The organism is Bacteroidota bacterium (assembly GCA_013360915.1).
Taxonomy (GTDB): domain Bacteria; phylum Bacteroidota; class JABWAT01; order JABWAT01; family JABWAT01; genus JABWAT01.
On sequence record JABWAT010000011.1, the window covers coordinates 64,281 to 72,511 of the forward strand.

Here is an 8,231-nt window from a genome sequence, read left to right on the forward strand (position 1 = left end):
GGTAGGTTTTGGGTTTTCACGGGCCTACCTCTTTACGGAGTTCTTCCATAAAACGTTCCATTTCCTCTTTTCCGGGTAATTCGATGGCGTAGCGGGATACAAAAATCTGATTGCTTAAGTCGCCGAGGGCAAACTCGACCAGTGCGTCATTCTTTTGCGTACATAGGAGTATGCCGATCGGCGGCTGGTCTCCGTCCGTCATCTGGTGTTTTTTGTAATAGGCGACGTAGGTGTTGAGCTGGCCCAGATGTTCGTGACGGAAAGCATCGGTTTTGAGTTCAACCAGAATGTTGCATTTCAGGATGCGGTGGTAAAAAACCAGGTCGATAAAAAAATGGTCGTCACCAATGAGGATGCGCTTTTGCCGGGCTTCAAAACAAAAGCCGTGACCCAGTTCAAGGAGAAAATCCTGAAGGCGATCCAGCAAGGCGTCCTCCAAATCCGATTCCGCCATGACATCGCGGGAACGGAGTCCGAGGAACTCGAAGATGTAAGGGTCGCGGATGATGTGAGCCGGCTGGAGGGTCTCCGCCTTGGCGTTGGCGATGCTGGAAAGTTTCTCTTTATCTCTGGAGAGACCGCTGCGCTGGTAATAAAGGCTGTTGATCTGGCGGCGCAATTCACGGACCGACCAGTTGCCGCGGATGCACTCGATTTCGTAGAACCGGCGCTGGGTATCGTCGGCGAGGTTACTCAGTTCCGTGAGATGGGAGAAGGAAAGCCGCGTGAGCAATGGTGGAGACGCTGTCTCCACCATGTGCGATTCGGGAGACGCTGTCTCCCGTTTTGGTGATGTGGGGTTCGAAGGCACGTTTGGAAGACCTGCAATGGCAAGCAATTCGGGAGTCACTGTCTCCCGAATTTGCGGATACACCTCATAAAGGAGTCTGAAACGACGCAATTCACGGGCGTCCACCCGCTTTAGCCCGGCAGCAGATAGTTTTTCGGCCAATATGGGCAAAAGCTTTTCCCCATAAGCGGCCCGATTGTTTCCTTGCTGCTCAAATTCCACAATACGGTACCCGATGAGCCAGTTTCGCAGGGTCAGGGCCACATTAACCGCCTTGGCGGCATACTGCTGCGTCTGCTGATGGATATTCACAATGGAGGAGACCAGCGAATCGAAATCGCCCGAAAAGGCAGGCGGCGGCGTTTTTTTACTGCTCATAGGCCCTGAGTCCTGAAATGTCGCGGCCACCGGCGCGTTTGGTTAGTAGCGGGTAAAGGTCCTTCATTAATGCCAATTCAGCCTGGGTACGGGCTTTCCAGCCAAGATCAAGCGGTGCCATCAGGTCGCTGAGCTTTTCTCCATCAAAGATCATGCGGTCCAGCACGCCATCCACAAAGGCTTGCAGGGCCTCTTTGGTCAGACCGTGTTTTTCGGCAATGCCGGCGAGTTCCCGGGCGTTCTTCCCGGTCTTAAAGCGGGTGTAACCTTCGCGGATGGCGGTTTCGCTAAGGCCTTCGCCTGCCTTTAGCGTGCCGATGTATTCGGCAATGTCGTCGCGCTCGTTCATAAACTTGGCATCGGCGCTGATGAGTCCGATCAGTTCCTCGCGGGTCATCTTCGACTTGCCGGGTTCTTTTTCTGAAAACTTCGCAATGAGGCCCATGATGTAGTCGTAATCAATCACGGCGGATGCGAAAAGCACGAACTCGAAATCAAGCTGATCAACGGAGTCAACCGGTTCGCCTTCCTTGCTTCCGGTCTTGCCCTGCTGCTCCTTGAGCTTCCGGGCGGTTTCCAGGTACTGACCTTTGAAGCCGCGCAGATGTTCTTCCGGCAGTACCGCCTGTATGGCCTGTTTGTTTTCGTCGGTGAGGTCGGTGTATTGGTCGAGTTGGGTTTTAAGCCGTTGGACTTCCTTAAAATGCGCAATGAAGGCGACTTTTGCGGCATCGCCTTTCAGATTCGCAACGGCAGACGGCGTACAGTCGAGGCCCTGCGACTCCATAAAGCTTTGGAGTTTCTGCACGGCGGTTTCCAGCTTCTGAATGACGACCGGCGCCTTGTCCACCAGCCAGATTTCCCGGGCCTGACCGCCGGTTTTTTCTCCGGAAAAGAGGGCAATGGCAGCGTCCACCGCATCCTGCTGCTGCCGGAAGTCAAGGATATGGCCGTAAGGCTTGGTTCCGTTGAGTATCCGGTTCGTGCGCGAAAACGCCTGGATTAACCCGTGGTGCCTGAGGTTTTTATCCACATACAGCGTATTCAGAAACTTCGAATCAAAGCCGGTGAGCAGCATATCCACCACGATGGTGATGTCGATCTTTTTCGAGGCGGGATAATCGGCATTCGGCCACTGCTGATCTTTGATGCGCTTCTGCACATCCTGGTAGTACAGATCAAACTCGCTCAGGCGGTGATTGGTGCCGTAACGGGCGTTGTAATCCGCAACGATGGCCTCCAGCGCCTGCTTTTTCTTCTCCGGTTCCACCTTGTTGTCTTCCTGCTCCTGCGGCAGATCACCCGAAAGCTGCTCAATGTCTTTTCGGGCTTCCGCATTCTCTGCAAGCTGGGATGGCGGCGAGAACACACAGGCAATATTCAACGGCTTGAAATCGGGATCGGTTGCTGCTTTCTCCGCCTGCATGGTCTTGAACAGCGCGTGGTATTCAATCGCGTCATTGATGGATGCCGTGGCGAGGATGGCATTAAAACGTCGTCCGCCGGTGGCGGCATCGTGTTTGGCGAGAATGGCTTCGATTACTGCTTTCTTGGCGAGGGCTTCGCCGGGCTTGGGCGTGTTTTTCCCTTCCGGCTTGAAATAATCAATGTGGAAGCGGAGGACGTTTCCATCCTCAATGGCGTGCGTGATGGTGTAGGCGTGGAGCTGCTTCTGGAACAGATCCGCCGTGGTGCGCATGGAAGCCTGCTCGTCTTCAATCTTCTGGAACGACGCGTTGGCTTCAAAAATAGGCGTGCCTGTAAATCCGAAAAGCTGGGCCTTTGGGAAAAACGCTTTAATGGCCTTGTGGTTCTCTCCGAACTGGGAACGGTGGCATTCGTCGAAAATGAAGACGATGCGTTTATCCTGCAAGGTTTCGAGCTGTTCCTTGTACGTCGTCTGGCCGTTTTTACTCCGCTGTTTATTCCGCACGCCGCCTTCATCCAGCGCGAGTCCGAGTTTTTGAATCGTGGTAACAATTACTTTGTCGGCATAGTCTTCAGAAAGCAGCCTGCGTACCAGCGCCGCCGTGTTCGTGTTTTCTTCCACGCAGCCTTCCTGAAAGCGGTTAAACTCTTCCCGCGTCTGGCGGTCGAGGTCTTTGCGGTCCACCACAAACACACATTTATGAATGTGGTCGTTCTCCTTCAGCAGGGTGGAAGCCTTAAAGGAGGTGAGCGTCTTGCCGCTTCCCGTGGTGTGCCAGATGAATCCGTTGCCGTTGTCCTCATCGATGCACTTGACCAGGTGCTGCACGGCATAGACCTGATAGGGCCGCATGATCATGAGCTTCTGCTCTCCGGCGAGCAGCACCATGTAGCGGCTGATGGTACGTCCGAGGTCGCACTTCTTCAGAAAGGCTCCGGCAAAATCGTCGATATGCGTGATCTTCGCGTTGCTCTCGTTGGCAAACTCATAAACCGGCAGAAAACGCTCGTCGGCATTGAAGGCGAAGTGGCGGGTGTTGTTGTTGGCAAAGTAATACGTGCGGTCCCGATTGCTTACGATGAACAGCTGCATAAAGCAGAGCAGGGTGCGGGTGTAGCCGTTACCGGGGTCGTTTTTGTAGTCAACGATCTGCTCCATCGCCCGACGGGGATTGATGCCGAGGGTCTTCAGTTCAATCTGCACACAAGGCACTCCGTTAATCAGCAGGATAACATCATACCGGTGATGACTGTGGTCCGTGTTAATCCGGAGCTGGTTGATGACTTCGAAGTGGTTTTTACACCAGTCCTTGAGGTTGACCAGGGAATAGTTCAGCGGCGTGCCGTCCTCACGGGTGAAGGCGTTGATGCTGCGTAGCGTCTTTGATGCAGCGTAAACATCCGGCGTAACGATTTCATCCAGCAGACGGGCAAATTCCGCATCCGTAAGATGAACGCGGTTCAGGGCTTCAAACTTTTCCCGGAAGTTTTTCTCCAGCGAAGCGCGGTCCCGGATGTCGGGACGGTACTCGTATTTCAGACTCTGAAGCGTGCCGATGAAACCGTATTCAATCGTGTCCTCGCGGACAACGGAAGCCGGTGCACGGTCTGTTGGATACTTGCTGCTATGGGAACTGCTCATTGGTGTTGACTTGTCATGTATAGCATACCCCGGCCAAGCGTAAAAGGATCATGCAGAGGTTGATGCTGTTGAAATTCCTGGCCTTGAGGTTTCTGTTGGCTTGTAATGGTTAGGAAAAAGGGTCGCGATACACCAGTTTGAGAATAAGCATGTCAAACAGTTGTATCCCATTTTCAAATATAGGTTCTGGATAATTTTTGATGAAATAGTCCCGCTCAATGGTAGCGACACGAAAACCCTGACGTTGGTAGAAGGCCAGTTGATAACCAAAAGTGCCAGTTCCGACTAACAGTTCTGTCGCACCGATTGCTCTGAAGTGTTCAATGACCCATTTCAATAAAACGGTCCCAAGACCGGAGTTCTGGTGCGCAGGCAGTACTGCAATACTCATCAACTCATGCGAGCCATCACCATTCGGCCTGACGACACATGCCCCAAGAATCTCATCACCCGCAGAGATAGTGAAACACTTTGACATTGGCAGATACGAACGAATCCTGGACTCCGAAGGGTCCGCAATCATCAGGAGCCCGATAGGAGCACTCGAGATGGGAATTTCCTGAATAATTTTTACCATGGCCAGTTGTTGGCTAAAATCTGGTTTATGCGTCACAGCCTGCAATTGCACTTTCTCCAAACCACAAACCCAGAACCTTTACGCGCCAATCTATCTTCCCACCCGGACCTACAGAAGGAAATGATGGCAGGTTAAGAGTAAGGCGATAGTTAGAAAACAAAAAGTCGATTTATATAACCCAACTCTAATATAATTTGTGGGCTTGTAAACGTACCTGAACCGAATTGAATACCCGGCTTGACTACAAATGCTTTATATATATACTGATAGTGTATACCAAAACCAGTCCATTTTGCATTTACTGAAAGCAGAGAAGAATAATTTAGACCAACAGAATGTGAACGAAATGAGTTATCCGACAACTTATAATTGATGCCAAGTTCTGTACCGCTAATTTTTGCCCTGTAGCTCATTCCGGATATATGTAAACCAACTCGTCCAAACCAATGCGATGAATTTACATTTAATCCAGTAGGTGTGCCAAATGTTACGCCAATTGATGAATAGGAAGAATCAATAGTTTCTACTGCAATATCAGGGTCAATATATTTTTCTATCCTTAACACTTCCTCAATTGAATACACGAGCTCACTACCATCTGTTGTCACTATTTTCAGTGACGAAGCGTTATTTTCACTGACAACTCTCCCCTTTATTTTAGAACCATTTTTCAATGTTACTATATCTCGCAATGCTTGTGCGTTCAGTGAAGTTGCCAATGCGAAAAACGAAATAAGAAAAGCAATAATTCTAAACATAATTTCTCCTTGTGAATTTTATAATGAATATTTTAATCGGACCAAGAACACAAATAATAATTACAATTTATTTGAACGAAAACAAAACTATGTTTCATGCTATCTATTCTATAGATCAGCCTGAAATTGATTGTCGTGTTGGAAAAAGAACAGCCATGAATAAATAGCATGGCTGTTCTTTTTTTTTATTTAATTCGTACGTTTCTTTTCTGCAATTCTTCTAATGTAAGCAATTCAACATTACCATTCTCAATGCTTCCAAGTGTTGCGGGTGCCCAAACATCACCGGTTATTTTATAACCAATCATGAATAAATTGGAAGTTTCTTCTAAAACTGCATCAGTCAAGTATGTACCATTACCGGCTTCTATTGCCTTGTCTACTGCATTTTTAATATTTGGAATTCCAAATGGAATGATAAAGTAAAATACTTCGTCCTTCCCGGTAAAACGACCTACCTTAGTGTATTTTTTTGAGGCCTCATAATTCTTTGTTGATATTACAGTGAAATCCCCTATTCTCTGAGCGCAACCACTTAATAGAAGAACAATTAGAAGAATCAAGGATGTGGTGGTTAATTTGTTCTTGAACATATGTTACCTTTCTAGTTTATAGGAACTACTTTTCTAACTAATCATCTAATTTTACCCCCTCACTCCAGGGGCTAACACAATATAAGAAAATGCTAATTTACTTACATTAAAAAAATGTTAAAGGTTCAGTTCTTGCCCAGCAGAGTACTTCCGTAAGTACTCCAAGGTAGGCTTTCCGATTATCTGGTTAGAATGGGCAATGTTCACAGAAGTGGGAAAGCAGCAATTGCGTAATAAGCAGGGATTTCCCCGGGCCTTAAATAAAAAAGCCCGGCGGGTGCCGGGCTTTTTCTCAGTAATCGCTCGTCATGATGAGCTGAGGTTTATCCTCGAAGTGCTCATATTTCGGCCGGTAACGGCTGGTGTCGTAGAACTTGTTCACATCAACCTTCTTCTTGTAAGAAGTCACCACTTCAACAGGGATGTTGTCATAGCGTCCGTTACGCAGAGCCACCAGACGTCCGGTGGTGCCTTTCAGAATCAGGTCGAGTGCCAGGTTTCCATACGCCATCGGTACGATGGAATCGAGGGCATCGGGTGCTCCCGAACGAACGAGGTATCCCATCCGCTGGTTGATCACTTCGATCTTTTTGCCATTGTTGAACTTCTTGGAAACATTTTTAATCTGTTCAGAAACGTAGTCTCCGATTCCGCCCAGTTTCTTATGTCCGTAAGCATCGGCTTCTTCACCTTCGAACATCATGCCGCCGCCTTTGGGAACTGCACCTTCCGACACAAGCAGAACCGAATATTTCGACGGATTGTCGTTGCGGTCTTTAACCATCAGTTCGGTTAATTTTTCAATATCAAAATCATGCTCAGGAATCACGCACCGGTTGGCAGCTCCTGCCATGGTGGGCAGCAGGGCCGTGAAACCAGCATACCGGCCAAATACTTCAATCACCAGAAAACGCTCATGCGAACCAGCCGGTGTACGGAGTTCATGAGCCAATTCGATGGTACGGGTCAGACAGGTTCCGAATCCGATACAATAGTCGGTGCCAGGGACGTCGTTATCCATGGTTTTGGGGATGGCAATGACTTTCATACCCTGTTTGTGCATGTGAACGCCATAACTGAGGGTATCATCACCACCGATCGGAATGAGATAATCCAGCCCGAGGTAATCGATGTTTTTCATCACTTCACCGGTCAGGTCGTTCATCTCGTCCTTGTAGGTGTCCTTATATAAAGCAGGAACCTTATCCAGTTTTACCTTGTCGGGGCGGGTTCTGGATGTATGAAGGAAGGTACCGCCGGTACGGCCGATTTTGTTTACAATCTGTTCGGTCAGAACAATACAGTCATCCTGTTCTTCAAGTTTTTTACTTCTGTCGAGGGTGATCATTCCTTCCCATCCTTTGCGGATACCAACCACCTGAAATCCTTCACGGATCGCACGGATGGTCACTGCACGGATGGCCGGATTCAGGCCGGGGACGTCTCCACCACCGGTTAAAATGCCAATCACACCTTTTTTGGTTTTAATGTTAGCCATGGGTCTTCCTTTGTTTGAATGTGCAAACCGGAATTTACAAAATTTTTACCGCTTGTGGAACCGGTCCCACTTTCGTTTAACCCAACTTTAATCCGGGGAAGGGGTAAAGATTGGATGCCGATGGGGCATGGTGCCGGATCCGGTGGCTGAGGGTATCCTGTCTTTTCAGCAACGTCTGTAGAAACCAGCCAGCTTGGGTTGCTCCGCAGGGTAACTTTTGACTGCCCAAAAGTCACCAAAATGCCAAGCCGCCCAGTCCGTTTACGGCTAAAAACCACACTCAGGCCCGGAAGCCGCCGAACTCGTCCCGATAAATCGGGACTCAGACAGCGCCGGCTTCTGATCGGTCCTTCGTTTGTTTTCTACGCCAACGGACTGAAGGCGGCAAAACATACAATAAAACACAGAACTTTTGTATTGGCGGGTGGCCACCGGCATCGGCGGGCGGTGTGGGTGGCAAGGATCGCTGCTTTCAGATATTTTGTGAATCACTCATGGTTTTCTGTCTTCACAGTACCCTGCGCATCAAAATATCTGGTAAGCGGGATGGGGGCGATCGTGCGTTTC

Annotated in this window: 6 protein-coding genes; all 6 read right to left on the reverse strand. The window is 49.1% G+C overall.

Translation table 11 applies throughout. The features are described from left to right. Positions 1 to 16: 16 nt before the first annotated feature. Positions 17 to 1,168 (reverse strand): DUF1016 family protein, encoded by a 1,152-nt coding sequence (locus tag HUU10_11825; GenBank protein NUQ82289.1) that lies wholly within the window; start codon positions 1,166 to 1,168, stop codon positions 17 to 19. Further along, on the reverse strand, positions 1,158 to 4,238 hold the full coding sequence (locus tag HUU10_11830) for a type I restriction endonuclease subunit R (GenBank protein ID NUQ82290.1): 3,081 nt from the start codon (positions 4,236 to 4,238) through the stop codon (positions 1,158 to 1,160). The genes HUU10_11825 and HUU10_11830 overlap by 11 nt, the downstream gene beginning before the upstream one ends. Before the next feature lie 109 nt (positions 4,239 to 4,347). Beyond that, positions 4,348 to 4,815 carry a GNAT family N-acetyltransferase gene (locus HUU10_11835; protein ID NUQ82291.1) on the reverse strand — a complete coding sequence of 156 codons (468 nt, stop codon included), beginning with the start codon at positions 4,813 to 4,815 and terminating at the stop codon, positions 4,348 to 4,350. Between the two features lie 149 nt (positions 4,816 to 4,964). Beyond that, positions 4,965 to 5,573, reverse strand: a complete 609-nt coding sequence (locus tag HUU10_11840) for a hypothetical protein (GenBank protein NUQ82292.1) — start codon at positions 5,571 to 5,573, stop codon at positions 4,965 to 4,967. A 185-nt stretch (positions 5,574 to 5,758) separates the two neighbouring features. Next, a complete protein-coding gene (locus tag HUU10_11845) occupies positions 5,759 to 6,166 on the reverse strand; it encodes a hypothetical protein (GenBank protein NUQ82293.1) in 408 nt (135 codons plus the stop codon). Between the two features lie 292 nt (positions 6,167 to 6,458). Continuing rightward, the gene (locus HUU10_11850) at positions 6,459 to 7,664 is read right to left on the reverse strand and encodes an ATP-dependent 6-phosphofructokinase (protein ID NUQ82294.1); all 1,206 of its coding nucleotides are present in this window, start codon (positions 7,662 to 7,664) and stop codon (positions 6,459 to 6,461) included. Positions 7,665 to 8,231: the final 567 nt, after the last annotated feature.

Excerpts from the sequence above, each read along its gene's own strand:
- HUU10_11825 (NUQ82289.1), bottom strand. The coding sequence starts at position 1,168 with ATGAGCAGTAAAAAAACGCCGCCGCCTGCCTTTTCGGGCGATTTCGAT.
- HUU10_11830 (NUQ82290.1), bottom strand. The coding sequence starts at position 4,238 with ATGAGCAGTTCCCATAGCAGCAAGTATCCAACAGACCGTGCACCGGCT.
- HUU10_11835 (NUQ82291.1), bottom strand. The coding sequence starts at position 4,815 with ATGGTAAAAATTATTCAGGAAATTCCCATCTCGAGTGCTCCTATCGGG.
- HUU10_11840 (NUQ82292.1), bottom strand. The coding sequence starts at position 5,573 with ATGTTTAGAATTATTGCTTTTCTTATTTCGTTTTTCGCATTGGCAACT.
- HUU10_11845 (NUQ82293.1), bottom strand. The coding sequence starts at position 6,166 with ATGTTCAAGAACAAATTAACCACCACATCCTTGATTCTTCTAATTGTT.
- HUU10_11850 (NUQ82294.1), bottom strand. The coding sequence starts at position 7,664 with ATGGCTAACATTAAAACCAAAAAAGGTGTGATTGGCATTTTAACCGGT.